This window comes from Mesorhizobium erdmanii (assembly GCF_013170725.1).
GTDB lineage: Bacteria > Pseudomonadota > Alphaproteobacteria > Rhizobiales > Rhizobiaceae > Mesorhizobium > Mesorhizobium erdmanii.
The window spans coordinates 2,424,422-2,449,821 of sequence record NZ_CP033361.1; the positions used below are offsets into that span (position 1 = coordinate 2,424,422).

At 63.4% G+C, this 25,400-nt stretch carries 22 protein-coding genes; 12 read left to right on the forward strand and 10 right to left on the reverse strand.

Going from position 1 to position 25,400, the window contains the following annotated elements:
- Positions 1–35: 35 nt before the first annotated feature.
- The 3 genes from EB233_RS11710 to EB233_RS11720 are packed head-to-tail and all read left to right on the forward strand — an operon-like array spanning position 36 to position 3,982.
- A complete protein-coding gene (locus EB233_RS11710; protein ID WP_064989643.1) occupies positions 36–2,744 on the forward strand; it encodes a spermidine synthase family protein in 2,709 nt (902 codons plus the stop codon).
- Positions 2,744–3,679 carry a hypothetical protein gene (locus tag EB233_RS11715; protein ID WP_064989642.1) on the forward strand — a complete coding sequence of 312 codons (936 nt, stop codon included), beginning with the start codon at positions 2,744–2,746 and terminating at the stop codon, positions 3,677–3,679. Before EB233_RS11710 ends, EB233_RS11715 begins: the two co-directional genes overlap by 1 nt.
- Positions 3,680–3,703: 24 nt before the next feature.
- A complete protein-coding gene (locus EB233_RS11720; RefSeq protein WP_064989641.1) occupies positions 3,704–3,982 on the forward strand; it encodes a hypothetical protein in 279 nt (92 codons plus the stop codon).
- Between the two features lie 28 nt (positions 3,983–4,010).
- Here EB233_RS11720 and EB233_RS11725 read toward each other — a convergent pair whose 3' ends face one another.
- Positions 4,011–4,940: a LysR substrate-binding domain-containing protein gene (locus tag EB233_RS11725; RefSeq protein ID WP_064989640.1), complete on the reverse strand. Its 930-nt coding sequence runs from the start codon at positions 4,938–4,940 to the stop codon at positions 4,011–4,013.
- A gap of 101 nt (positions 4,941–5,041) precedes the next feature.
- Between EB233_RS11725 and EB233_RS11730 the strand changes: the two genes are divergently transcribed.
- On the forward strand, positions 5,042–6,247 hold the full coding sequence (locus tag EB233_RS11730) for a clavaminate synthase family protein (RefSeq protein ID WP_064989639.1): 1,206 nt from the start codon (positions 5,042–5,044) through the stop codon (positions 6,245–6,247).
- A 182-nt stretch (positions 6,248–6,429) separates the two neighbouring features.
- On the opposite strand, the gene EB233_RS11735 is transcribed toward EB233_RS11730, so the two are convergent.
- Together EB233_RS11735 and EB233_RS11740 are read right to left on the reverse strand one after the other, a co-directional pair.
- The gene (locus tag EB233_RS11735) at positions 6,430–7,356 is read right to left on the reverse strand and encodes an IS110 family RNA-guided transposase (protein WP_064988762.1); all 927 of its coding nucleotides are present in this window, start codon (positions 7,354–7,356) and stop codon (positions 6,430–6,432) included.
- 268 nt (positions 7,357–7,624) lie between these two features.
- Positions 7,625–8,896: a hypothetical protein gene (locus tag EB233_RS11740; RefSeq protein WP_064989753.1), complete on the reverse strand. Its 1,272-nt coding sequence runs from the start codon at positions 8,894–8,896 to the stop codon at positions 7,625–7,627.
- 158 nt (positions 8,897–9,054) lie between these two features.
- On the opposite strand from EB233_RS11740, the gene EB233_RS11745 reads away from it, so the two are divergent.
- Both EB233_RS11745 and EB233_RS11750 read left to right on the forward strand, forming a co-directional pair.
- On the forward strand, positions 9,055–10,080 hold the full coding sequence (locus tag EB233_RS11745) for a CapA family protein (RefSeq protein ID WP_064989754.1): 1,026 nt from the start codon (positions 9,055–9,057) through the stop codon (positions 10,078–10,080).
- Between the two features lie 134 nt (positions 10,081–10,214).
- Positions 10,215–11,189 carry a DUF3137 domain-containing protein gene (locus tag EB233_RS11750; protein ID WP_064989755.1) on the forward strand — a complete coding sequence of 325 codons (975 nt, stop codon included), beginning with the start codon at positions 10,215–10,217 and terminating at the stop codon, positions 11,187–11,189.
- Positions 11,190–11,205: 16 nt separating this feature from the next.
- On the opposite strand, the gene EB233_RS11755 is transcribed toward EB233_RS11750, so the two are convergent.
- Positions 11,206–11,700: a YegJ family protein gene (locus tag EB233_RS11755; RefSeq protein WP_064989756.1), complete on the reverse strand. Its 495-nt coding sequence runs from the start codon at positions 11,698–11,700 to the stop codon at positions 11,206–11,208.
- Positions 11,701–12,138: 438 nt separating this feature from the next.
- Between EB233_RS11755 and EB233_RS11760 the strand changes: the two genes are divergently transcribed.
- The 3 genes from EB233_RS11760 (at position 12,139) to EB233_RS11770 (ending at position 14,848) form a co-directional block, all read left to right on the forward strand.
- Positions 12,139–12,381 carry a DUF1344 domain-containing protein gene (locus EB233_RS11760; RefSeq protein WP_064989757.1) on the forward strand — a complete coding sequence of 81 codons (243 nt, stop codon included), beginning with the start codon at positions 12,139–12,141 and terminating at the stop codon, positions 12,379–12,381.
- 202 nt (positions 12,382–12,583) lie between these two features.
- The gene (locus EB233_RS11765; protein WP_064989838.1) at positions 12,584–14,206 is read left to right on the forward strand and encodes an FAD-binding oxidoreductase; all 1,623 of its coding nucleotides are present in this window, start codon (positions 12,584–12,586) and stop codon (positions 14,204–14,206) included.
- Between the two features lie 18 nt (positions 14,207–14,224).
- Complete coding sequence (locus EB233_RS11770) at positions 14,225–14,848, forward strand: hypothetical protein (protein WP_064989758.1); 624 nt, start codon at positions 14,225–14,227, stop codon at positions 14,846–14,848.
- Between the two features lie 412 nt (positions 14,849–15,260).
- Here EB233_RS11770 and EB233_RS11775 read toward each other — a convergent pair whose 3' ends face one another.
- From EB233_RS11775 to EB233_RS11785, 3 genes are all read right to left on the reverse strand, one after another.
- Entirely contained in the window at positions 15,261–15,782 is a 522-nt protein-coding gene (locus EB233_RS11775; protein WP_064989759.1) for a hypothetical protein, read from the reverse strand.
- Positions 15,783–15,929: 147 nt separating this feature from the next.
- A complete protein-coding gene (locus EB233_RS11780; protein WP_064989760.1) occupies positions 15,930–17,060 on the reverse strand; it encodes a hypothetical protein in 1,131 nt (376 codons plus the stop codon).
- A 6-nt stretch (positions 17,061–17,066) separates the two neighbouring features.
- Positions 17,067–17,501 carry a DUF4383 domain-containing protein gene (locus tag EB233_RS11785; RefSeq protein ID WP_064989761.1) on the reverse strand — a complete coding sequence of 145 codons (435 nt, stop codon included), beginning with the start codon at positions 17,499–17,501 and terminating at the stop codon, positions 17,067–17,069.
- 871 nt (positions 17,502–18,372) lie between these two features.
- Here EB233_RS11785 and EB233_RS11790 point away from each other — a divergent pair.
- Entirely contained in the window at positions 18,373–19,311 is a 939-nt protein-coding gene (locus EB233_RS11790) for a diacylglycerol/lipid kinase family protein (protein ID WP_064989762.1), read from the forward strand.
- Positions 19,312–19,590: 279 nt separating this feature from the next.
- Here EB233_RS11790 and EB233_RS11795 read toward each other — a convergent pair whose 3' ends face one another.
- The 3 genes from EB233_RS11795 to EB233_RS11805 are packed head-to-tail and all read right to left on the reverse strand — an operon-like array spanning position 19,591 to position 23,332.
- The gene (locus tag EB233_RS11795) at positions 19,591–20,508 is read right to left on the reverse strand and encodes an NAD(P)-dependent oxidoreductase (protein ID WP_064989763.1); all 918 of its coding nucleotides are present in this window, start codon (positions 20,506–20,508) and stop codon (positions 19,591–19,593) included.
- On the reverse strand, positions 20,505–21,719 hold the full coding sequence (locus EB233_RS11800; protein ID WP_064989764.1) for a mandelate racemase/muconate lactonizing enzyme family protein: 1,215 nt from the start codon (positions 21,717–21,719) through the stop codon (positions 20,505–20,507). The genes EB233_RS11795 and EB233_RS11800 overlap by 4 nt, the downstream gene beginning before the upstream one ends.
- The gene (locus EB233_RS11805; RefSeq protein ID WP_064989839.1) at positions 21,716–23,332 is read right to left on the reverse strand and encodes a GMC family oxidoreductase; all 1,617 of its coding nucleotides are present in this window, start codon (positions 23,330–23,332) and stop codon (positions 21,716–21,718) included. The genes EB233_RS11800 and EB233_RS11805 overlap by 4 nt, the downstream gene beginning before the upstream one ends.
- Positions 23,333–23,555: 223 nt before the next feature.
- Between EB233_RS11805 and EB233_RS11810 the strand changes: the two genes are divergently transcribed.
- On the forward strand, positions 23,556–24,497 hold the full coding sequence (locus EB233_RS11810; protein WP_064989765.1) for a phosphoribosylaminoimidazolesuccinocarboxamide synthase: 942 nt from the start codon (positions 23,556–23,558) through the stop codon (positions 24,495–24,497).
- An 85-nt stretch (positions 24,498–24,582) separates the two neighbouring features.
- Positions 24,583–24,978 (forward strand): acyl-CoA thioesterase, encoded by a 396-nt coding sequence (locus EB233_RS11815; RefSeq protein ID WP_010911043.1) that lies wholly within the window; start codon positions 24,583–24,585, stop codon positions 24,976–24,978.
- Positions 24,979–25,400: the final 422 nt, after the last annotated feature.

Genomic DNA, 25,400 nt, shown 5'->3' on the forward strand with positions numbered 1-25,400 from the left:
GCCGCCGAGCCGAACCGCCGCATCAAGGGGGCTGAATGACGGCTGTCGTATCGACCTCTCGACCAAGCATGGCCTCGCTGGAGGCGCCACGGCTCGCGCATTACCTGGCGGTGGGACTGATCGCCGGCGCCATCATCGCGCTGCAGATCGCGGTCATGCGGGTGTTCGCCGTCGGCAGTTGGTCGCATTTCGGTTCGCTGGTGGTCAGCCTCGCCATGCTCGGCTTCTCGCTGTCCAGCGTCGTCATCTTCGCCGGCAAGGGCTGGTTCGACCGCCATTGGCAAGGTGCCGCCACCGCGGCCCTGCTGCTGATCGGCCCGCTTGCCGTCGGCTCCAACCTGGTTGCCCAGACGGTGCCGTTCAACGCCATCTTCCTGGTCTCGGATCCCGCGCAGAAATGGCGACTGCTCGCCAATTTCCTGCTTTATCTCCTGCCGTTCCTGGCCGGCGCGTTCTTTCTCGGCATCGTCTTCCTGAAAAGCCGCACCGCCTTCGGTCGCGTCTATTTCGCCGACCTCACCGGTTCGGGGCTCGCCGGCCTCGTCGTGCTGGTGTCGCTGTATCTGTTCGCACCGGAAACCATCATCGTCGTGCCGCTGCTTTTGTGGGCCGCCGGCTCGCTGCTGTGGTTCCTTGCTTTCGGCGCCTGGAAGAGCGCTGTCGCCGGCGTTGTCGTGGCGGCGCTGTCGATATCAGGCTACCTCATGCTGCCCGGGCTTACAGGCGTTCCCGACATTGCCGTGTCGCAGTACAAGGGTGTCGCCTATGCCCGCAACTTCCCGGACGGCAAGCGCATCTATCGCAGCGTCTCGCCCTTCGGCGACCTGCAGGTCTATGCCAGCTCCTACATGCATTTCGCGCCGGGCCTGAGCGACAACGCCGCCTTCGGCATGCCCGAAGTGCCTGAAAACACCTATGTCGGCATGTATCGCGACGGCGACGGGCCGGAAGGCATCATGCGCAATCTGGCGCCGGCCGAGCAGGTCTATTTCCGCTATTTGCCGATGCACTATCCTTATGTCATCAAGGACAAGCCCAAGACATTCGTCGTGCAGTTCGGCGGCGGCATCTCCACGCAGGCCGCGCTCAATGCCGGCTCAACCTCGGTGACCGTCACCGAGAGCAACCCGATGACGTTGCGGGCGTTCCGCGATCCCCTTTTGAAGGATGTTACCGGCGACATTCTCGCCGAGCCGCGGCTCAAAGTCGTCGACTATGACGGGCGGCTGTTCCTCGCCAACACGAGCGAGCGCTACGACGTCATCGACTTCAGCCTCGCCGACAGCGTCGGCCTGTCCAATCCGGGCGGCTTTGCCATCTCGGAGAAGTACGCCTACACGCGCGAGGCGATGCTGAGCTACATGCACGCGCTCGCCGATGGCGGCGTGCTGTCGGTGACCCTTTGGAACAAGGAAGAGCCGCCGAAATCGGTGCTGAAGCTCTATTCGACCATTGCCGAGGCGGCCAAGGCCTTCGACAGCCAAGGTGCCGTCAACGATATCTTCGCCGTGTCGAGCTATCTCTCGACGACGACGGTGCTGTTCAAGCGCGGCGGCTTCACCGAAGCCGAAATCAAGACCTTGCGCGACTACACCAAGTCGATGTCGTGGGAAGAGGTCTATTATCCCGGAATGGTTTATGACGGCACGGGCGCCCAAAAGGTGCTCGATGATTACCGTGCCTCGATCTTCGGCAGCGGACAGGATGCGACGCTGACGCAGCAACCGGCCGCCGATGCGACCGCCCCGGCCGATCCGACTGCGCCTGCAAATCCCGATTGCGACCCGACAGCGCCAGCCGATCCGACGCTCGATGCCTGTGCGGACGCCGGCAGCGATGCCGGCCCGCAAGTGCTGCCGGCGACGGCGCTGCAACGCATGACGTGGCACGCGCTTCTGACCGGCGGCTGGGAAAAGCTTGCCAGCGATTATGTCTTCGACGCGCGGGCGCTCAGCAACGACCAGCCCTATTTCGCCGCCTATGTGAAGGTCGCCGACCTGCCGCGCACGCTCGACCGGCTCGACCTGTTCCAGGACGATTGGGGTTATCTCTTGATCTGGGCGACGCTCGGCATTGCCTGCATCACGGCGGCGTCGCTGGTGCTGCTGCCGGTCCTGTTCGGCTGGCGCATCGTGTTCTCGCGCTCGCGCGGCAAGCTCGGCACCATCCTCTATTTCGCCTGTCTCGGCCTCGGCTACATCATGGTCGAGGTCGGGCTGATCAGCCGCTTCACCGTGGCGCTGGCCAATCCGACTGTGTCTGCCTCGGTGCTGATCTCCTCGATGCTGGTGTTTTCGGGTCTCGGCAGCCTGTTTGCCGAACGCATCTTCGACCGCGCCAGGACACTGCTGCCTATCGTGCTGCTGGCGGTCTGTGTGCTGCTTCTGGCCTATGGCTTCTATCTGTCGCCGGTGCTCGACTGGATCGGCGCCTATCCCTATGCGGTGCGGCTGCTGCTCTGCTTCCTGCTGGTGTCGCCGCCGGCCTTCCTGATGGGCATGCCGATGGCCACCGCCATGACCTGGCTGGCGCGGCTCGGCAAGGAGCATCTGTTCGTCTGGGCCTGGGGCATTAATGGCTGTTTCTCTGTCATCGGCTCGGCCGCGGTGCCGATCGTCGCCACCAGTTTCGGGTTAAGCGCCGTGCTGCAATGGTCGGCGATAGCGTATCTCATTGCCATCCCGGCGTTCTTCGCCGTGCTGCTGCCGTCTAAGGCGCCGGCTGTGCGGCTGGTGGCTGCCTGATGCCCGACCGGCGCGCCATTGTCGCCGGATTGCTGGCCACGGCGGCGTTTCCGGTGGCGAGCCAAGGGGCGCGCTTGCACAAGGCCATGTCGACTATCGTGCCATTCAAGGCGTCGCCCTTTCCCTACCGGGGCAAGCTGCCCGATGGCTCGGCGCCGTTTCTCGACGTCACGGCGGCGGATGGCAGGCGCGGCCATACCTCGCCGCGCGGCGGCATCTATTGGGAAGACGAGACCTATTCTGACCGCTCGACGCTGCTGGCCGTGCCGAAAGGGTTCGATCCGGCCAAACCGGTTGTCATCGTGGTTTTCTTCCACGGCAATGGCGCCACCTTGCAGCGCGACGTGGTCGGCCGCCAGCGTGTCGTCGCGCAGGTAGAGGCATCGGGCCTCAACGCCGTGCTGGTGGCGCCGCAATTCGCCAGCAATGCGCAGGATTCCAGCGCCGGCAATTTCTGGACGCCGGAGTTTTTCGCGAAATTCATGGCCGAAGCGGCGCAAGGCCTGGCCAGGTTGACCGGCGCCAAGGCGGCAAAATTCGACGCCATGCCGGTGGTGCTCGTCGCCTATAGCGGCGGCTACAATCCGGCGGCCTTCGTGCTCAGGAATGGCGATATCGACGGCCGCCTGCTCGGCGTTATCCTGCTCGACGCCGTCTTCGATGACGCAGACATCTTCGCCAACTGGATCGCGCGGCACCGGAAGAGTTTCTTCGTCAGCGCCTATGGCAAGGCGTCGGCCTCAGGCAACGCCGAGATCAGGCAGTTGCTGACGGGGCAGGGCATCGTGCCCAGCTCGGATCCACCACGCCGCCTCGACGCCGGCACCATCGCCTTGCTTGCGTCCGATGCCGCCCACGACAGCTTCGTAATCCGCGCCTTCGTCGGCAATCCGCTGCAGTGGTTGCTCGCAAGGCTGCACGGGTTCCAGCGCTAGATTTAGAGGTTTCAGTTCCCGGCCATGCTTTTGATCGCCATCGTCATTGCCCAGATATTGGACCCGCTTAGGATACTGCTGGTAGGGATCGCCTATTTCCTCAGCCGGGTGGCCAAGCGGCCAAACGTCGGCTGGCTTGGGTTGATGGTGGCGATTGTCGTCAGCGCCGCCGGGTTTCCGTTTTTGGTCTTTGGCCAGTCCGGCGACATCGCCTGGACGACCGCTGCGATCGGCGTGATCTCGAACGCGCTCATTGCAGGCGCATTGGCCGCGCTTCTGCGGATACAGCGGCTGTTTTTCTAAAGCGCGTCGGGCGACATGCATCAGAGTGTCATCGCGGCAGGGCGCCATCAATGCCGTTGTCGGCCGCTGCCAGGAGTGCCGCCGCCACCGCGGCGGCTCGGCCCGCCTTCGGGCCGTGTGCGGGCCAGACGATACGGCGCTTGATGGTCAGGGCCGGGACGTCGCGGGCGATCTCGACGAGATGGCCCGCGTCGAGATGACGGCGCAACACGAGTTCGCTGGCCAGCAAGGCGCCCATGCCGGCGATCGCCGCCTGTGCCGCGACGATGGTCAATCCGAAGCGTGGACCTTGGTCGATGTCCTTCCTTTGCCGCGTTGCCGCACTGAACCAGTCCCGCCAGTTGGGATAGACATCGTCGCCCATCATAGGGTCGATGTGCAGCAGCGGCATCCGGTCCAGCACTTCGGCCCTGTCCGGCCCGGCATGACCCTCGACCAGCGCCGGCGCGCAGGCTGGAATGACCCGTTCGGTGAACAGGTCGAGCGCCGCGATATCAGGTGTCGATCCCTTGCGGTAGCTGATCGCCAGGTCGACGCCTTCCTGCGCCATGGCGTCGAGCGCGACGGAAGCGACGATGCGGACCTCGAGCCGCCGCAGAGCTGGCCGCACCCTGTCGAGCCGGGGTGCCAGCCAAAGCGAGGCGAAGGACGGATCGGCCGAAATGGTGAAGGTCTCGGCCTGCCGTTCGAAGCGCAGCCGGCGCATGCCGGAGGCAAGCGCGTCGAAGCCGCGGTCGATGTCGGGCAAGGCGGCCTCGCCGGCGCGGGTCAGCACGATGCCATTGCCCTCACGCCGGACGAGCTTGACGCCGAGCCGCTCCTCCAACTGCCGGATCTGGTGGCCGATGGCGCCGGGCGTCACCCCCAATTCCTCGGCGGCGCGCGTCAGGCTGCCGGCCCTGGCGGCCGCCACCAGCGCCCGCAAACCCGACAGCGGCAAATCCCTCAACGTCGTCATGTTTTGAATTTACCTCAAAACCTGGAGAAGGGAACTCGTTTGAGTGCGGGATTTTCCTTGCCTAAGGTTGATCGAAGAAATTCAACCGCAGGGGATACCAGATGCTCGACACGCCAATACAATCAGGCCAGGAAAGACAGGATGCCGCGCCGATCCGCGCGATGCGCGCGGAGGGTGCACGTATTGCCGTCGAACTGGCGGATGGCCGCTCGGCAAAACTCTCGACGCGCTGGCTGCGGCTGGCCTGCGAATGCGGTGAATGCGGCGACACCGCCTCGGGCAAGAGGTGGCTGACGCCGGCTGATGTCGACAAGGCAATCCATGCGGAAAGTTTCGACGTCTCCGTGCCCGGGCAGGTCACGGCCATCTGGCAGGACGGGCATGTCTCGCATTACGATCCGACCGTCCTGGTGGGGCACGCCGGCGGCTCGGGTCCGGCCCGTTTCCGGCCGCAACTTTGGAACAACAACCTCACCGAACGGCTCAGTCGCTTCGCATTCGGCGCGGTGGTGGCGGAGGACGAAGCGCTGTTCCAGTCGCTCCGGGCGCTAAGGGATCACGGCATCGCCATGCTGACCGGCGTTCCGGCCGGGACCGAGGCGACAGCGCAGGTCGCCGGCCGCTACGGGCCGATCCGCGAAACCAGCTACGGCAAGGTGTTCGATCTCATCTCGCGGCCGGATGCGCGGGTGGCGGGCGAGACGGCGCGGGCGCAGATCCCGCATACGGACGAGCCGTTTCGGTATTCGCCGCCGGGCTTCATCTTCTTCCACGCCATCCGTACGGGGGCTGGCAGCGGCGGCACCTCGCTGATGGTCGATGGTTTTCATGTCGCCGAGCGGATGCGGACGCGCACGTCCGACCTGTTCGAGTTGTTGACGCGGCATGGCGTGACCTTCCACCGCGAGCATGAAGGGGAAGTGTTCTTCAGCGCCGAGGCGCATGTCATCAGCCTCGATGCGGCGGGCGCGGTCACCGGCATCCGCTACAATGACCGGTGCCTCGCGCCGCAATGGGCGCCCCTGGATCGGATCGATGGGTTGATCGAAGCGCTGGCCGAACTGACGCGGCTGATCTGCGATCCCCAGAACCAGTTCCAGCACCAGTTGCAGCCCGGCGAAGTGCTGGTCTTCGACAATCAGCGCGTCCTGCACGGCCGCAGCGCCTTCGATCCGACGCTGGCGGTGCGCCACCTTCGGAGTTGCAACATCGACCGCGACGGCGTGCACAGCGCGTTTCGGACGCTGGCCAGGCGGTTCGCGCCGGAGGAGGCGGAAGCGGTGCTCTATCAGGGCGCGATTTTTTGAGGTGCTGTCCATCGTTGCTGCCATCGGCCGAAGTCTCCCCGACGTCGTCATCCACGGGCGAAGCAGGAGCGAAGCTCCGTCGCGGAGACCCGAGGATCCATGCCGCGACCTTAGTCGAAAGACACAGCGGTGCAGAATCCGAACCGTGGCGGCGCTCAGGAGTCCCGGCATGGCAACTGTGTTCAAGCGAAAGCTTTTTGATCTCGGATGATAGCGTTGAGGACGACGAGAAGCTTCCTGGCGACGGCGATGATGGCGAGTTTCTTGGAGCCGGATCGTGCAGCGATGGTGCTGTAGAACGCTTTGAACCGGTCACAGGCTCGAATAGCGCCGAGAGCTGCCATGTAGAGGGCGCGGCGCACGCGTGCTCGGCCACCCTGGATTTGGCTCCTGCGCCTGAGCTTGCCGCTCTTGTTGTCGAACGGGGCAAGGCCGACGAGTGCGGCGATCGACTTGGGTGAGCGCTGGCCGAGCTCGGGCAGGAGCGCCAGGAGCGAGAGCGCGGTGACCTTGGAGACCCCGGGCACGGAGACCATCAGAGCGTTGTCGCGGGCAGTGCCCTCGTTCTGACGAATGACTTGTGCGATCCGGGCCTCGAGCGCCTTGATGCGTGTGTTGAAGTCAGTGATCATCTCTTCGAACCCGGCGATGACGATCTCATCAAAAGCCTCACTGAGCTGCTTCTTCAAGTTTGCCCTGGTATCGACCAGCTGATCGCGGTAGCGGGCAAGCGATTGAAGATGTTCGTCTTCCTCACGCGGCGCCGGCTCGGCTTCAGGGTGATAGCGGCGGCCATAGCCGCTCAGCATCCTGGCGTCGAGAGGATCGGTCTTGGCGCGTCGCGCCGTCGACTTCGCATAATTGTGGGTGTGTGTCGGGTTGTGCCGCGAGAACGCCACACCTGCCTTGGCCAGGGCATGGCGCAGCAGCCGGTCATGGACGCCTGTCGCTTCCATGACCACAAAATCCTGGCCGGGGTGAAGGCCTGCCACATGAGCAGCTATCGCATCGGCATGGTTGTCTATGCGCTGACAACGACCGCTTGCCTCATCAAAAAAATCGAGCCACTGCTTGGAGATGTCGCAGCCGACATAGTTCTGCATTATCATGTCCACGCCTCTTCCTGTGGTGCGGGGTCTGCAGCTAACAGCCCCGTGCAACTGTTCAGGTTGATGGTTCACCGGTGGGAAGGAACCGAGCCATGCCACGGCCTGTCCAGAAATGGGCGACCAGGATCCCTTCGGTTTCCTTCCCACTTCGACCATAACACTGAACAAACACACAGGATCCTATGGTCTGCGCCGCGTCGCTCCGCTCCTTGCTCCGCCATAGGATGACGAAGCGACAGGCTACGCCACAGGACGACGATGGGCGATGCTAGTTGAACCACAGCGCGAACGTCAAAAACCCGCCGCCGCCGAACTCGCGCTGGATCTGGTCGAAATCCTGGCTGTTCAGGATCCTACCGGTTTCCAGGTAGGGCGCGATGCCGGGGCCGGTGATCGACAGCACGAGGTCGAAGCGCTTCGGCTCGTCGAAGAAGCGCTTCATGTTGATGCCCTTGCCCGTGATACGGAAATGCGGCAGCAGCGCCCGGCCTTCGAGCAGGTCCTCGGCCATGGTCAAGGCGGCGAGCCAGGCTTGCACCTGTTCCTCGCCGACTTCGAGGCCCGTCAGCGGGTTCTCTCCCTTTTGTTGCGGACCGGGCAGCCATTCGCGGTCATTGTCGGTCTCGGCGCGGATCGCCTTCCAGTCCTCGCGCGACAGCCGGATCATTTCCAGGAGTTCCCGGCGTGCCGCCTTGCGGCGCTCAGGCTCGACCACCGGCCAGTTGATCATGTGCACCATCGAGATGAAATCGGCGATGCGCCATTCCGAGGAGAAGATGCTCGAGCCCATCTCGCTCGGCGGTGGCACGAGGATGTCCTGCAGCGGCAGCTTGGCGCGCGGGAACAGCATGTGGAAGGAGCCGTCGAAAGTGTTCCTGAAATCATGCGCCAGCCAGAAATCGGCCTGCGCCATCAGGAATTCGGCATAGCCCTGCAGCCAGTAGCCGTCGGCGCGGTCGAAGCGGAAGGTGAGGGCGGGTGCGCTATCGCCTTGCGAGATACTGCCACGCGACAGCGCGGCCATGATCGCCGCCATGCTCTCATCCGGGGCGATGGTGCCGTCCTCGTTGAGGTCGATGCCGACATGGGTGAGGTCGATGACCATGCCGATATCGGCATCGGCCGGCACCGAGCCCAGCGTGGTGGCTGACTTTTCCAGCCGGTCGCGGAAGGCGACCAGTATGGCGCGGAACTCGTCATAGGTCAGTGGCTCGGGGTTGGGGTTGGCCGGCACCGGCAACTGCATCAGCGGCAGCATGAAGGATTGCGGGCTTTCGAAACCGTGGCGGTGCAGGCCGCTGGCAAGCAACTCCAGTGCGGTGAAGAACTCGCCGGCGCCGGCGGCATAGGCCGATGCCGGATCCTTGGGCCCGGCGGCCTCCAGCGTCGACAGGGCACTGTCGCGTGCGGCGACTGTCTTGGCCTCGAACAGCGCGGTCGCCGCTTCGGGCATGGCGGCGCTGGCGGAAGTTGCACTGGCGGAAGATAGGGGCACAAGCACGATGAAGGCGGATGCCAGCAGGCCAGCTATTCGTGTCATTCTTTCCCTCCCAGGTATTTGCCACCAGCGACCATACACAGATTTGCGCCTATTTGAGGCGGTGCGTCTTAGGTCTTGCTTTGTGCATGTCGTTGCCACAAAACCGCTGCGCTTTTTTTGGCGGCATGCATTAAACAGGGCAAACGATTGGGCATCGCGTGTCGAACTATCCGCTTTCCTACAAATTGTCCTGGCTGCCGCGTTTCCTGATGCCGTCGCTTGGCGGCAACGCAAGCGGGTTTGCGCCAATCGCGGGGACGCTGATGGAGCCGCCGCCGAAGCGGACGGTGCGGCTTGCCTTCATCGGCGACATCTCGGCGGTGGCCAACAGCCATGCGCCGGATTGCGATCCGGCGATCCAGGCGCTGCTTGGTGGTGCCGATCTGGTGATCGGCAATTGCGAAAGCCCCGTCGTGGACAGGCCAAGTGCGGTGCTTGGCACGAAGCTCGGCACACATCATGCAATGAGCGAGCGATTCCTGCCAGAGGCGCTTGCCGCGGCCGGCATCGCGCGCGAAAAACTGGTGCTGTCGCTGGCCAACAACCATGCTCTCGACCAGGGCATCGCCGGTTTCGACGAGACGCTGGCGGCACTGAAGCGCCTTGGCATCGGCACCATCGGCCTTGCCTGCGATGGCCCGGTTCGGCCGGTCGAGGTCGGACCGCTGACTATCGGCTTCGCCGCCTTCACGCTATGGCGCAACGCGCATGAGAATCTGTTTGCCGGGCGCGTGTCGATGGACAGCGACGCAGAGCACTGGCCGCGTGGTCTCGATCTTCTTTGCGCGGTGCCGCATTGGGACTGGGAGTTCCGGCACTTTCCGCGCGCCGGAACGCGGGCGCTGGCCAGGCGTCTGGCCGGGCAGGGCGTCGGCCTGATCGCCGGCCATCACGCTCATGTCGTGCAGCCGGTGGGGCGGATCGGCGATGCGGTCGTCGCCTATGGGCTCGGCGATTTCCTCGGCACCGCCCTTGCCCGGCAGCCATGGCCAGGGCGCATTGGCGGGATTTTCGTCGTCGATGTCAGCACGGATGCAGGGACGCGCGGTGCCGTTGCTGCTTACCGGTTGCATCCGTTCGTGCGGTTGCGGGACGGGGATCATGAGCGGCTGCTGCCGGTGGAAGGGTTGGCGGGGGCGATGAGGGCGAAGGTCGAGGGGCGGCTCGGCGCGATCTTTCGGTAGTGTTGCAGCCGAAGGGTGGGTTGCTTGCCAATCGCCTAATTACGGCGCCGGCGTTATAAGGCAGGCGCCGTCTCACTGCGTCACAGTCGATACATCGGATAAAACCAGCTATCATGAACTCGTCTTGCGGGGGGATGATGGTGGAAACAGCGGATTTCATGCCGAGCGAAACGGTCATCGCCGGCATCCGCAGGGACATCGAGGCCTATGAGGCGGCACGGGCCTCGGCCGTGCGGCAGGTGCGCTGGCGGGTGCCGCTGTTCGTCGGGCTGACCCTGGTCGCCGTGGCGCTGATCGCCTGGCTGTTCAACAAGGTCGCCGACCCCAACGAGCAATGGTTCTCGACGCCGCATGTGTTTCTCTATGTCCTCGGTTTCGCGGCTTCGATCCTGCTCTATTTCCAGGCCATGAAACCGGCGACACGGCTGCAGCAATCCTTCCGGGACACGCTGTTGCCGATCATCTTCGGCTTCATCCGCGACGTGCGATACCAGCATGGCGGCAGGCCGAACTCGTTCGACCGTCTGCCGCGCGAAGCGGTCGGGCCGTTCAACCGGCAAGCCTTCGACGATGTCGTTTCAGGCCGCTACGAAGACTTTCCGTTCGAACTCTACGAAGCGGAACTGCGGGAAGGAACGGGCAAGGGCTCTTCGACGGCCTTCAAGGGCGTCATCGTCGCCTTCGAGGCGATCGAGCCGTTCCCGGGCATCCTGGTGGCGACGCGGCGCACCAATGCGGTGGTCAGCTTCTTCCGCGGCATGTTCGCCAGCAGGATGCAGGACTTGTCGTCCGGCGAGCCGCTGCTCGATGCGGCCTACGAATTCCGCACCGACAATGTCGAGGCGGCGCGGCCGCTGGTGACGGGCCGGCTGGCGCAGGCCCTGAAATGGCTGGGCGAAACCTGGCCGGACGATCCGGCTCGCGTCGCGCTCAATGGCGGCGACGGTTTCCTGCTGTTGCCGCAGGCGAAGAATTTCTTCGAACTGCCCGAGATATCGGTGCCGCTCGACTACACCAGGCATGTCGCGCCGATGATCTCGGACATGGGCGCGATGCTGGCGACGGCCGCACTGGTGCGCAAGATCGGGGCGAAGGACGGGGCGCGTTAGTCCGGCCGGCACACGATCAGCAGTCGAAGCCGTATTTACCGCGCATATAGTCGGCCTCTTCTTTCGGCATTCTCTTGAACATTACGCAGACGGTGAAGCTGCCGATCTGCCGCCCATCCCTGGTGTATCCCCAGTCGGAAATGTCGTCCCTGGTAAACTTTATGTTCTGGCCGAGGACGACGTTTTTCACCTCGTCTGGCTGGTTTGCCAATATGCCGACGAACCCTGTCTCGGTCCGGCGAAAGGGGATCACCCAGAAGTGCTCGGTGACGTTGCCGTCACGCACCTTGACCTTCAATTTGAATCTGTCCGCGCCGGAGGGCGGGGCCTCGGCCAGGGACAGGAATTCATCAAGTCGGGCGAGAGCCTTCGCTGTCGCCATCTTCATCTCCGGATCGCCCGGAGTGAATATGACCGTCTTGTCGTCGCCGGGATCGGCACCTTGCGCGCCAGCCAGGCCGGAAAGAAGCGTCAGCATCAGGGATAAGATGGCCCGGACGGCGAGTTTCATGGAAGTCCCCCCTTTATTCAACGACCCGACAATGCTGTATCCGTCTTGAGTTTGCAACCTTAACGGGAATTACGGATTCTTTTCAGGAGCTGTTCCTGCCGATCAACGACACAAAACTTGTGGCGGGGAAAAATAAGCGGGCGTTTCGTGATGCCGCAAGCGACGGATTGCGGCGGCCGCGTGATAGACGATGGCGGTTCGCCGCAATCCGTGCAAGTGACTCTTTTCACGCTGAAAAGGACCGTCCCTGGGGGGGCGGATCAACTCGTCGAGGTCCTGCCGCGCAGACAATGTGTCAGAATTAAGCCTATGATTTCCTTTGCAAAAAGTCATCCAACGTGATTTGCGAAGAGCAAGACTTGCATTCCAATTTTGGGTCGTCCGGCTCCATCGTCTCGGTGGCTACCCGGAAAACCGAAACAACACGGAGTGCATCCGATGAAGAAGACCCTCGCAACCACCGCCGCTCTGCTCGCCTTCCTCGGCACCGCCTATGCCGCGTCCGTTCAGGGCACCATCCAGGCGGTCGATGCGACGACCAAGTCGATCACGCTCGACGACGGCAAGATCTACCAGCTGTCGCCGGACGCGAAGATCGGCAAACTGAAGGTCGGCGCCAAGGTGGCGGTGACCGTCGATGACAAGACCGGCATGGTTACGTCCATCAAGAAAGCTTCGTAGCCACGAGCGTCATGCGTCGGCAGACCTGCCGACCGGACTTTCAGACCTTGCTCCAGTCTTGGCCGGTTCCTTTGGGGATCGGCCATTTTCATGCTCCTGATCACTCACCGCCAGGCGACCAGGGTGGCGGAACGCTGCCCCGACAGCCGCCTATGGTTTTTGCCAAAGAGCCGCGCTATCCCTTGGCTAACGGGGGATGTGCATGGCCGAGGAACAAAAAGGGTTCCGCCTGTCGCGGCGCCTGGTGCTCGGCGCGGCGGTGGTCGGCGGCGCGGTGCTGTGGGGCGGAACCACCATGGCGCGGCTGGCACGCGGGCCTTCGGGGCCGAAGAACGCCGGCCGCATCGCCGACATCGATGGCATTGCCCTGCCGCTCAAGCCTCTCGCCAGCCCGCCAGCTTTCGACCCTTTGCTGCCCTGGTCGGCCAAGGGCGGCGACATCAACGACGCCAGCGGCCTGTCGCGGACACCGGTCTATGGCGTGGTCGAGGTCAGCGAGGAGGACCACATCGCCAGGGCGCTGGCCTTCGCCCGCGCCAACGGGTTGAAAGTGTCGCTGGCCGCCATCCGCCATTCGATGGGCGGCCATGCCTTCGACGACAATGCGCTGGTGCTCGACCTCAAAAAATTCAACAAGGTCAGCGTCGATGCGGCGGCGAAGACCATGACGTTGCAGCCCGGCGCGCGCTGGCATGACATCCAGAACATGCTGCATCCGCGCTTCGCGGTTAAGGCGATGCAGTCGACCGACATCTTTTCGGTCGGCGGCTCGCTGTCGGTCAACGCACACGGCATGGACCACCAGGCGGGCTCGGTGGCGGGTTCGATCCGCTCGATGCGGGTGATGCTGGCCGATGGGTCGGTGACGACCTGCTCGCCAGCCTTAAACACCGAGCTGTTCCGTCATGTCGTCGGCGGCTACGGCCTGTTCGGCGTGGTGCTGGAGGCGACGCTCGACATCGTCGACAACATCGTCTACCGCACCTCGCGCGAAATCATCAAATCCGACGATTTTCCGAAATTCTTCGCCGAAGTGCTGGAGCCCAACAAGGATATCGGCCTGTTCTACGGCCATCTGTCGACGGCGCCGGGCAATTTCCTCGAGGACATGATCGTCTACCGCTACGACAAGGTGGCCGAGCAGCCGCCAGCCGATCAGCCCGAGATCGGCGAGCCGGAGGGCGTCGGCCTGAAGCGGGTGATCATGAACCTTGCCAAGAAGGGCAGCATCTTCCAGGAGCTGAAATGGTTCACCGAGAAGACGCTGGAGCCGAGGTTCGAAAGCTGCACGGTGGCGCGCACGGCGGCAATGGCCCAGGGCGAGGCCTGCCTCGTCACCCGCAACAATCCGATGCACGATTCGGTGCCATACCTGTTCAACGATTTGATGGACGAGACGGACATATTGCACGAATATTTTATTCCGCGCGCTGCGTATAATTCATTCATAGCCGAGGCCCGGGAGATCCTGCGCAATCAGTCCCTGCCGGTGCTCAACGCCTCGGTGCGCATCGTCCACAAGGAGGATGTGGCGCTGACCTATGCGCCGGAACCGGCTTATTCGCTGGTGCTCTACATCAACCAGCCGACCGAAGCCGGCGGCAATATAGGGATGCGGGCGCTGACGCGGGCGTTGATCGATGTGACGATCAAACATGGCGGGCGCTTCTTCCTGCCGTACCAACTGCATTATACGGCCAAGGAGCTGCTGGCCTCCTATCCCGAACTGCCTGCGTTCCTGGCGGCGAAACGGCGGTATGACCCGACGGAACTGTTTTCCTCGACGTTCTACCGTGCCATCAAGGCGCTGAGCGGGGTTGCGTAGGAAGCAGGAGAACAGTCAATGCGGATGGTATCAGCGGCAGCCCTTACCCTCATCGCGCTGTGCGCTGGACCGGCTAGAGCCGAGGACCTCAAGGCGTTCAAATTGACGATCGACGGTGTCGCCGTCGACATCGATCCCGGCGAGAGCGCCGACGTGACGCTGCCCGGGGGCAAGAAGAGCAAGGTGACGCTCGAACGCAACGATTTCGCCACGTTTTCGGGCGGAAGTTTCTCCTTCAACCATCCAAGCACCATTTCGGTGACCAAGACCGATCTTGGTGAAAACATCACGCAGTATCTGATGGCTTCGGCGCTGGGGACGATCGTCGTGGTGCAGGAATACGGCAAGCTGAACCCGGTGGCGCTCAACCAGATGATGCTGCAGGAGATGACCAAGGAATCGGTTCAGGCCGGCGCCGAACTGACGCGGCAGCCGACGACGCGCAAGCTTCCCGACGGCAAGAAACTGACCGGCATCCGCGCCGAGGTGAAGACGCGCACCGATATCGCTTATTTCGAGATCGTCGGCTACGGCCTCGCCGACCAGGGGCTGTTGTTCATCACGCGCGTCGGCAGCGAGGATCTGGGCACCGAACAGCCGCTGATCGACAAGTTCTGGGAGAGCCTGAAGGTCAAGATGTAGGGTCGAGGTGGTGTCTCAGTTTGGATTTCGGCTGTGGGTTGAAGCCGCCTCGTTCCATTGACATATTCTCAAGAACGAATTGCTCGGCATTGGCGAGCTATGAAGCGAATGGCCAAACCGGACCAGATAGATGAGTAGCTCCCAAATGGAGAAATATGTCTGGGCCTCGATCTTATATTATGTCGTGGTTGCTGCATTTTGTTTGTTAGCTATTTTTATCTCAATCAACGGGTTTGGAATTTTTTGGGGTCTGGTTGCACTGTTCGGGTGTTTTGCGGGGGTCAAATTGCTCAACGCGTGGCGACTGAGACGGCATCCGCGAAGCATGTATCAAGTCGAATTGGCCAAACGGAGAGTGGGCGGTTTATCACCGCTGGATAGAACCGGCCAGCGGTCGAGACGCTGACGAAGCCTAAAGCCCCGTCGGCACCAAGCCGGCCAGCCAGTTCACAGACCGTTTTGCCGCGTCGGCGGTCGCGGAGGCGGCGCGGCCGAGATCGGTCTTGACCACGGCATAGCCGTTCTTCGTGCGGTAGAGCACGCCGGTTCCGCCATCGACCACCTGTTCATAGGCGACAGGGCGGGCGGCGTCCGCTTCGACGGCCGTCGTCGGCGAGCCGACCGGGACACTCGGCCGATGGCTCAGTTCCGGCGGCAGTGGGCTTTCCGTCCGAACGATCTTGCTGGCGGGCTTCAGGTCCGGGCGGGACGCGATCGCGGCCAGTTGCGAGGAGGTCGACGAGCCCTTGGTGCGGCAGATGCCGGACACCAGCGGATAGTCGAAATTGCGCTCGTGCAGGATCTGGCTTTTCATCGCGGCCTCGCACTCGGCGATGGTCGACCATTTGGCCGGCGTCTCGCCGATATATTCGCACAGCTTGGCGTCGCAGTCGCAGCCGACAATGGTCATGGCGACAAGGGCGGTCTTGATCACGGGTCTCGTCCCTTCGAGATGCCCCCCGGCAGCCCATTCAGGTAATACTGCCTCATTCCATCGCGCGCGAACAAGGCTGGATTTGGCCGCGATTATGGAATGAGCGTGGCGAAGTCTCCGATCTCGGCCGTGCGTGGCCGAAAGGCCTCAATAATCGTAGACGTGTTCGAGCCTGGCGCCGGCCTTCATCAGCGACGGCAGCACCAGATGCAGCTTGCGCACGGCGACGACCATGCCGGTGCGGCGTGTCGAGGGGTCGGCAGGCAGCGGATAGCTGAACAGGATGCGCATGCCTTCGGGAATGGCGATCGCGTCGGTCGACAGCATGGTGACCATGATCTCGTCATTGCCGCCGATCTCGACGAAGGAAACACCCTTGTCGATCAGCCGCGGGATCATGTCGGTGAAGACCTGGTAGCGCCTGGTGACGAAGATGGTGCCGTCGGCGCCGTAATCGCGCTCCAGCAAGGTGTCGGGCTCGTTGCGGGTGGCTTCGCCGACCGGTCCCCTGGCCCAGACATGGACGTCGAGGAAGGCCGGATCGGAGGTGGCGGCGAGGGCCTTTTTGATCAGGCCGGCATAGCCCTGCTTGATGGTGTCGGCGAGACCGAAGGCGAGCTTGCGTTCGCTGGTACGGATGGAACTGTCGCCCGGCGCCGGCTGCACGGCAAACAGGCCAGCGCGCTTCTCGGCATAGGGGAACTGGTACCACGGCACCTGGTCGAGGAAAGCAGCATAGTCCGCCGCCACCTTGGCCTGATAAATGTCGGCGGCGGTGCGCTTGGCCGATGTCGCCTCGGTGATGCGGCCGACCGTGTTCTCATAGGCCCACTGCAAGATATGCTCGATCGAGTGGCTGGTGCCGATTATGACCAGCATCTGGTGGTTGGCATAGTTGAACTTGTAGAGAGAACTGGCGCGGATCACCGTCGCATAGTCCTGCCAGAAGCGGCCGACATAGGACCAGTAGGGAAAGCCGCTCGGCTGGTCCTTGGCAACGAAGCCGGCATATTCGCGCGCGGCGTAGACGATCGCCCATTCCGGATAGGTGAGGAAGGTCGATTCCTCCGGCCTTTGATAGCCGGGGATTTCGGCGCGCACCTTGTCCGCCAGTGCCTTGGGCGGCGCGCCGTCGGCAATGCCGGGCAGAGGCGTCTTGTCGAGCGATGGCGTGGTCAGGAAGCCGTAGCTCAGCCCGACGACCGGGATGAGGACGACGATGACGATCAGCCAGACGATCGTCTTGATGAGGCGCCTTATCAAGCGGAACAGGAACATGGCCGGTCAGGCCGTGGCGAAGTGGTCGTATATGCGCTTCGACAGCCAGAAGCCGACATAGACGGCGAAGCCGCCAATGACGAGATGCGGCAGGTTGGCGAAGAAGCGGGTGGGAAACTCGATGTCGTTCAAGGAGCGGAAGCCGTTGATGAAGATGCCGGCATCGAGGCAGCCGGAGCCGGTGACCAGACCGAGCACGCCGTCGAACAGATAGACCGAGCCGAACAGCTTGAAATAGAACACCGCCTGGCGGTGCGAGATGAAGGCGGCGGCCAGCGCCCAAACGCCGGAGAAGGCGTGCAGCAGGTCGTCGTACCATTGCAACGAGAACAGGCCGAACAGATTGCCGTTGGCGTCGTTGAACGCCGGTATGTAGCCGATGGCGACGACGGCGAAGAACAGGAAAGCATAGGCAACGGCAAGCTTCTGGATCAGTGTCATGAAGTATCCCCCTTCAAGGGAGTCCATTCGCTAACGCTACTCTGCCGGTCGCCTGACGAGGTTTTCTGCACTTCCGATGCTCACGGACCTATGTCCGCTCCGCTTCGGTTCTCGAAATCCACGCCATGCGCCTCGGCAGAGCGCGTTATCAAACGGGCTCCGACACCTTCAAACGTTAGCTGATTTTGCCGCCGGTTGCAGCCCCGACGGAAGACACCATAAAAATGCGGGGAATAGGCCACAAAAGACAGTCGGCGCCGGGATTTCTCCCAGCGCCTCCCTGTCAGATCAGGACACGGTCGCGGCAGCAACTTCCGTAAAGTCGTCGCGCCATGCCGGCCTTGATTTTGACGGTCCTGCCAGTCACCACCCGAGGGCAGCGTCCGTTCGGGACCTCGCCGGTCTCAACCCTTGCGGGTTTTGCCCTGCGGCCATCGAAGGTTTTTGCCGTCCTTCATGGCAGCATCGGTCCGCCGTCGGCGTTGGCACGCTTTCCGCGGCCCCGTAGGTTTCGGCATCCACCCCTCGAACAGGCGAGCCTGCTCTCGATCTGGGCCGTACGGGCCTCAGGAAATCCGCCTTTCACTTCCGCCTTTCGGCTTGGCGATCGGTAGCCGCCTGAGATGGGTTGAACCTACGCCGGGTAAGGGATTTCGGGAATGGCCCCGGTCCTGTGGATAACGGGATTATCGGGGACCGTTTGCCAACGGCCCCGGAATTTCGGCGCCGACTGGCTTAGACAGCCTGCCCCCGCTTTCACGGCTCCGACCGACAGCGCCCCTTGCTACGCCGGCGGGCGCGGGCTTCAATGCCGTTAAAGAACTGGGCCGGCAAAGGATCGCCTATGGCTCGGCGCCGGGGAGGGTGCGTGTTGAAAGTCGGGGTGGTTCTCAATCCGATTGCCGGTGGCGGCCGGCTGAAACGGCATTGGCCTGAAGTCGCTGTTTCGCTGAAGAAGCACTTCGGCGATTTCGAGTTGCGTGAGACGCAAGCCGAGGGCGATGCCGAACGGCTGGCGATCGACCTCGCGGCCAGTGGCTTCGACCTGGTGATCGCGGCCGGCGGTGACGGCACGGCGAGTGAGGTCGCCGATGGCCTGTTGCAGGCCTTCGAGGAGAGTGGCCGGATGACCGAACTTGGCCTGCTGCCATGCGGCACCGGCATCGATTTCGCGCGCGGGCTCGGCCTGCCGAAGGCTGTGGACGCGACCCTGGAGCGGATTGCCGGGGCGAAGGCCAGGGCCGTCGATGCCGGCCGCATCTGCTACATCGACGACCATGGCGCGCTGGCCAGCCGCCACTTCATCAACATCGCCAGCCTTGGCCTCTCGGGGGCGACGGACCGGGCCGTCAATGCCGACAAGCGCAAGGGCAAGATGTCGGCCAAGGCGCTGTTCCTGTGGCGCACCGTGGTCGAGTTCATCCGCTACCGCTTTCAGGATGTGCGCATCACCGTCGATGACGGCACGCCGGTCGAAGCGCGCATGGCGCTGGTGGCGGTGGCCAACGGCAAATTCTTCGGCGGCGGCATGATGATCGCGCCGGACGCCGAACTCACCGACGGAGAGTTCGACATCGTCATCCTGCGCGCGGCGGGCAAGCTGAAGCTGATCTGGGACATCCGCCTGCTCTATGGCGGCCGCCACCGCAACCATCCGGCGATCACCATCCTGCGTGGCCGAAAAGTGGTGGTCGAACCGCTCGGCGACGTGGAAAAGAATGGTGCGCTGGTCGATATAGACGGCGAGTCGCCCGGACGCATACCGGCGACTTTCGAGATCCTGCCCGGTGCGCTGACGCTGAGGTACTGAGCCGTACCTCGTCATCCAAGGGCGGAGCGGCCCCGCAGCGGCGTCGCGGAGACCCTCGGATCCATGCCGGGACTCCTAAGCGCCGCGGCGCTGCAGTTCTGATCCGTTCCGCCTTTCGGCTGAAGTCACGGAATGGATCCTCGGGTCTGCGCGTGCGCTTCGCGCCCGCTCCGCCCGTGGATGACGAAGTGGCGTTGCTGCAGTTCTGATTCAAGTTGTTGTCGCTTTGATTCCAGATGCCTGCCCAACGCCTTGATTTCATTCGCTGGGTTGTCTTGACTAAATCTCCAGCCTGGCAGGGAAACCGGGCGCGCGCAGGTCGGTGCCGACTGTGTCTTCCAGTAGCTTGACGATCTGGGTCGACCAGGCGCCGCCGCCATAGGCTGCCTTGCCCTGCTCAAAAATCGCGTTGACGCGTGATGCCAGCTCGAGCGGCACGCCGAGATCCTTGCCCATGCCCAGCGCGAAGCCGAGGTCCTTCAGCGCCAGGTCCATGGTGAAGCCGATGTCGTAGGAACCGTTGAGGACGAGCTGGCTCTCGGTCTCGTGGACGAAGCTGTTGCCGGAGGAGGCAACGATGGCATGGTAGGATTGGGCGAGGTCGAGCCCGCCCTGCTTGGCCAGCATCAGCGCCTCGCCGGCGGCGACGAGATGGATGAAGGCCAGCATGTTGGTGATCACCTTGATCACCGCCGCCGAGCCGATCGGGCCCATCAGGAAGGAGCGCGAACACATTGCCTCGATGGCCGGGCGGTGGCGTTCGTAAAGTGCCGCATCGCCGCCGACCAGGGCCGTGATCTTGCCGACCGCCGCCAGATGCACGCCGCCGGTGACCGGGCATTCCAATGTCTCGACACCCTTGGCCGAGGCGAGCGCCGCAAGCCGCACGATCTCGTCGCGGCCATTGGTCGACATCTCGATCCAGGTGCCGTCCTTGGGGAGGCCTTCGAGCAAGCCGCCGGTTCCGGCCAGCACGGCCTCGCTGACCTTGGGAGAGGGCAGGCAGGTTACGGCGTTGCCGGCGAGGGCGGCGGCCGCGGCCGGGCTGTCGGCTGATGTGGCGCCGAGCGCGACGAGGCGTTCGACCGCGGCCGGGTCGCGGTCGAAGACCGTCACGGCAAAACCGTTGCGGATCAGGCTGGCGGCAAGGTTGCCGCCGAGATGGCCGAGGCCGATGAAGGCGTAGCGTTCGCTCATGGCATCAGCGGCGTCTGCATCATCTGCAGATGCAAATCCTTGCCGGTGTAGGGATGTGCGTCGCAGACCGCTTCGTTGAGCTCGACGCCCAACCCTGGTTCCTTCGACGGGATGACATTCCCGTCCTGCCACTCGATCTTGTTCTTCAACAGCGTGGCGTGGAAACCGTCCCACTGCTTCAGCGATTCCAGGATGAGGAAGTTGGGCAGCGTCACCGCAAGTTGGATGTTGGCGGCACCGACGATCGGCCCGCAATAGCAATGCGGGGCAACCTGGATGTGGTAGGCCTCGGCCATCGCGGCGATCTTCTTGGTTTCGAGAATGCCGCCGGAGCGGCCAAGGTCCGGCTGCAGGATGGTCGCGGCGCGGTTCTCGATGACGCGGGCGAATTCGGATTTGGTCGTTAGCCGCTCGCCGGTCGCGATGGGGATCGAAGTCGCGCGGGCCACTTGCGCCATCACTTCGGGCATGTCGGGCGGCACCGGCTCCTCGAACCACAAGGGATCATAGGGCTCGATGGCGCGCGCCATGCGCAGCGCGCCCGAAGCGGTGAACTGGCCGTGCGTGCCGAACAATATGTCGGCGCGGGTGCCGACCGCCTCGCGGATCGCCTTGATCATGCGGGTGGAGACGTCGATGTCGAGCAGGCGCGGCTGATGGCCGTCGAAGGCGGTGTAGGGGCCGGCCGGGTCGAGCTTGACGGCATTGAAGCCCTGCTCGACATATTCGAGCGCGCAGGCCGCCGCCATTTCAGGGTCGTTGTAGACATTCCTGCCGTCCGGCGCGTCCTCGGAATGGACGCTGCCGGTGTGCGGGTAGAGGTAGGTGTAGGAGCGCAGCGTCTCGTGCACCTGGCCGCCGAGCAGCTTGTAGACCGGCTTGTTCGCTTCCTTGCCGACAATGTCCCAGCAGGCCATTTCGAGCGCCGAAAAACAGCCCATGCCGGAAACGTCGGGGCGCTGGGTGAAGCCCGAGGAATAGGCGCGGCGGAAGAAATTCTCGATGTCGTGCGGATCGCGGCCGACGAGATAGCGCTCGGCCATGTCCTCGACCATCTTGGCCGTGATGTGGGCGGAGAAGGTGGCGTTGTAGGCTTCGCCGTAACCGACGACACCGCCATCGGTGGTCAGCTTGACGAAGATGAAATACTTGCCGCCGATGCCGGGCGGCGGGTTGCCGACAACCCAGGTCTTGACGTCGGTGATCTTCATTTGTGGTCCTCCAGAACCAGTTCGGCGCCCTTCCACCCGGTCATGACCGAGGCGGCGTTGGTGTTGCCGGTGATGTTGTCGGGAAAGATCGAGGCGTCGATGACGCGCAAGCCTTCAATACCATGCACTTTAAGGCGCGGATCGACGACGGCGCGCGTGGGGTCGGGACCCATGCGGCAGGTCGAAACCGGGTGATAGACGGTGCCGGAGCGCTTCCTGAAATCGGTGATCAGGTCGGCGTCCGACTGGATCGATGGGCCGGGCAGGACCTCTTCCTTGATGATTTCCGCCATGGCAGGCATCGAGGCGATCTTGCGCACGAACTTCACCGCCGCCAGCATTTCCTCGACATCGGCGTTGGTCGAATAGGCGTTGGCGACGATTTTGGGATAATCCAGCGGGTTGCTGGAGCGGATCATGATCTCGCCGCGACTCGACGGACGGCAGTTGGACAGGCCGATGGAAAAGCCCGGCCATGGGTCGGGCGTCAGGATCGGGCGTTCGCCGCTCCTCGGGATGACGGTGGAGAAGGCCTGGAAATAGAGCTGCATGTTGGGGCGTGAGAAGGCCGGGTCGGTGCGGAAGAAGCCGCCGCCATGGTTCATCGACAGCGACAGAGGCCCGGAGCGCGTCAGGATGTATTGCATGCCGACCAGGAGCTTGCCCCACCAGGGACGCAGGATCTGGTTCAGCGTCGGCACCTTGCCCTTGAAGGTGTAGTTGATGCCGACATGGTCCTGCAGATTGGCGCCGACATTTTCGTTGGCGTGCATGACCGGGATGCCCAGGCCTTGCAAAAGTGCCGAGGGGCCGACTCCCGACAATTGCAGCAGCTGCGGCGAGTTGATCGAGCCTGCCGAAAGAATGATCTCGCGGCCGGCACGGACCGTCTTCGTCCGACCGTTCTGCAGATATTCGACGCCGACGGCACGCTTGCCTTCGAACAGGATTTTGCTCGCCAGCGCGTTGGTCTCGACGCGGACATTGCCGCGCTTCATCGCCGGGCGCAGGAAGGCGCGTGCCGCCGACATGCGGCGGCCGTTCTTGGTCGAGATCTGATAGGTGCCGACGCCTTCCTGGGCGGCACCGTTGAAATCCGGATTGAGCGGCAGGCCGGCCTGCTGGCCGGCGGCGAGATAGCGCCTGGTCAGCGGGTGGACGGCGTTCGTCGTTTCGCTGATGTGCAGGGGACCGCCAGTGCCGCGCCATCTGTCGGCGCCGGCCTCATTGTCCTCGAGCGCCTTGAAGGCCGGCAGCAGATCGTCATAGCCCCAGCCGGGATTGCCAGCGTCGCGCCAGTCGTCGAAATCCTCGCGTGCGCCCCTGATCCAGACCATGGCGTTGATAGAGCTCGACCCGCCGAGCAGCTTGCCGCGCGGCCAGTGGTCGACATTGCCGGCAAGGCCGGGATCGGCTTCGGTCTTGTAGTTCCAGTTGACGGCAGGATCGAAGAAGGTCTTGCCGTAGCCGAGCGGCATCTGCACGTAGAAGCGGCGGTCGCTTCCGCCCGCCTCAAGCACCAGCACCGAAAAGCGGCCCGAAGCCGACAGTTTGTCGGCGAGCACCGAGCCGGCCGAGCCGGAGCCGACGATAATGAAGTCATAGGTCTGCATGATGGTCTGGGCGGTTCCTGAAATCCGGCCGCAGCCTAGACGCCACGGGTTCATCGCGTCGCCGGGCCTTCCGGCATCGGTTGTGAAAAAAGCGACTGGCATATCTGGCCGGTTTGCGGGGAATCCCGACAATCGCGCTTGATATGCACCGGCCCGGCAGCCTATGCGGTGATCTTGTTTTTCTGAATCATGCTCTGGCCAACTGCGGAAGGCAGGAAATCATATGCGTGTCCTGTCGGATGCTTTCATTCCCGAACTGCCGGGCTACTACAAAGGCAAGGTCCGCGAAAACTACGATTTGGCCGACGGGCGGCGCATCATCATCGCCACCGACCGGCTCAGCGCCTTCGACATCATCCTGACCGCGATCCCGTTCAAGGGCGAGATCCTGACCCAGACGGCTCGCTACTGGTTCGAGGAGACCGCAGATATCTGCCCCAACCACGTGCTCGAATATCCCGACCCCAATGTCGTCGTCGGCACAAGGCTCGCGATCCTGCCGGTCGAGATCGTCGTGCGCGGTTATCTGGCGGGGACCACCAGCACCTCGATCCTCACGCGCTACAAGCGCGGCGAGCGCGACATGTACGGAATGCGCCTGCCGGACGGCCTGCGCGACAATGAAAAGCTGGCCGAGGCCGTCATCACGCCGACGAGCAAGGCAGCGGATGGCGCCCATGACGAGCCGCTGTCCAGGGCCGAGATCCTCGAACAGGGATTGCTCACGCAGGGGCAGTGGGACACCGTCTCGGATTACGCCTTGCGCCTGTTTGCCCGCGGCCAGGCGCGCGCCGCCGAGCGCGGCCTGATCCTCGCCGACACGAAATACGAATTCGGCACCGACAAGAACGGCACCATCATCCTGGCCGACGAGATCCATACGCCGGACAGCAGCCGCTACTGGATCGCCGATAGCTACGAACAGGCGCTCGCCAGCGGCACGCGACCGGACAGTTTCGACAAGGATTTCATCCGCTCATGGGTGGCGGCGCGCTGCGATCCCTACAAGGACCCGATCCCCGAGATACCGGTCGAAATCGTCGAACAGGCGTCGCGTGTTTACGCGCGGGCTTACGAGGCGATTACCGGCAAGCAATTCGTTCCCGACGTCTCCGGAAAGACCGTTCTCGACCGTATCCGCACCAACCTCGCGCGCTACTTCTAGCGGACGGGCCGGCTTTCGTCCGCGTTGACGGGTCGGCGCCGCGCCGCTACGGGATCGAAGGCAATCGATCTCAAGGGGATTTCGCATGGTGCACTACGCGGATGGACGGCCGATCGGAGACCTGACGCTGCGCACGCTGGCCATGCCTTCGGATGCCAATGCCGCCGGCGACATTTTTGGCGGCTGGGTGATGGCGCAGATGGATCTTGCCTGCGGCATTCGCGCCGCCGAGCGCGCCAGGGGCCGCGTGGTGACGGCGGCAGTCAAGGAGATGTCCTTCGCCAAGCCGATGAAGATCGGCGACACGCTGTGCATCTACACCCATGTCGAACGCGTCGGCCGCACCTCGATGACGCTCAAGGTCGAAGCCTGGGCGCAGCGCTATCTTTCCGACCTGATGGAGAAGGTGACGCACGCCGATTTCGTCATGGTGGCGCTGGACGGCGAGGGCAAGCCGAAGGCGGTTCCGGCCGAAGGCTGACAAGCCGTTCCCGCAATCTCCGTTGTGCCGATCAGGGGCATTGTAACATCGCCGACGCAGGCGATGCGCTCCGCGACATCGAATGGTTGCCTTCGCGCCCGATTCTGCCGGCGCGGAGGGGGAGACAATGCGTCAACACATACTGAACGGCTGGCTCGTGGCAGCCCTTGTCGCCGTGGTCTGCCTGCTCGGCGTAACCGCCTATGCTGAAGTCAAACAGGACCTCCGCGCTCCACTTGCCTGCAAGACAAGAAGGGCGTCAGGCTACCAGCCGCGATATGCGCCCCTTGCAGTCCGGCTGCTTGCGAGAGCCTTGCGACGAGAACCTGAATTGGCCGCTTCCGGTGCGCGATTGTCGTCTTCAAAGTAGCGCGAGCGTCGATCCGCCTCGCTTGCCATAAGACAAAGTTGCCAAGCCTCGT